This is a genomic window from Shewanella sp. SG41-4 (assembly GCF_014164505.1).
In the GTDB taxonomy this organism is placed as follows: domain Bacteria; phylum Pseudomonadota; class Gammaproteobacteria; order Enterobacterales; family Shewanellaceae; genus Shewanella.
Genome location: NZ_JACJFI010000775.1, coordinates 1 through 296, shown reverse-complemented (window position 1 = coordinate 296; position 296 = coordinate 1). Strand labels below are relative to the sequence as shown.

Annotated in this window: 1 protein-coding gene; it reads right to left on the bottom strand. The window is 55.1% G+C overall.

The genetic code is table 11. The annotated features are described in order from the left end of the window. On the bottom strand, window positions 1–296 hold a 296-nt coding region (locus H5202_RS23780; protein ID WP_220494004.1), incomplete at both ends, for a hypothetical protein.

Sequence of the window (296 nt, the reverse complement as noted above, 5' to 3'; positions counted from 1 at the left end):
CCGTCAGTGACAATCAAGGTGTCGCCAACTTGAGTGCCAGTCGCTAGCGTCACGGTCGCGGTCACAGTGCCATCAGTACCGATCTCATCGCTGTTGAACACGCCATCGCTGCCCATGCCGCTGAATTCAACGATTGGTGCAGGTGCGGCAACATTGTCCACAGGTTGTGTATCGGTAGCAGTCGCAGATGGGTTACCGGCGATATCAATCACTTGCGCGGTCACATCAACATCAGTTGCGCCTGCAGTGACAGGCACTTCAACGTCAAAGCCGTTGTCGAGCATGTCTTGAGTGAC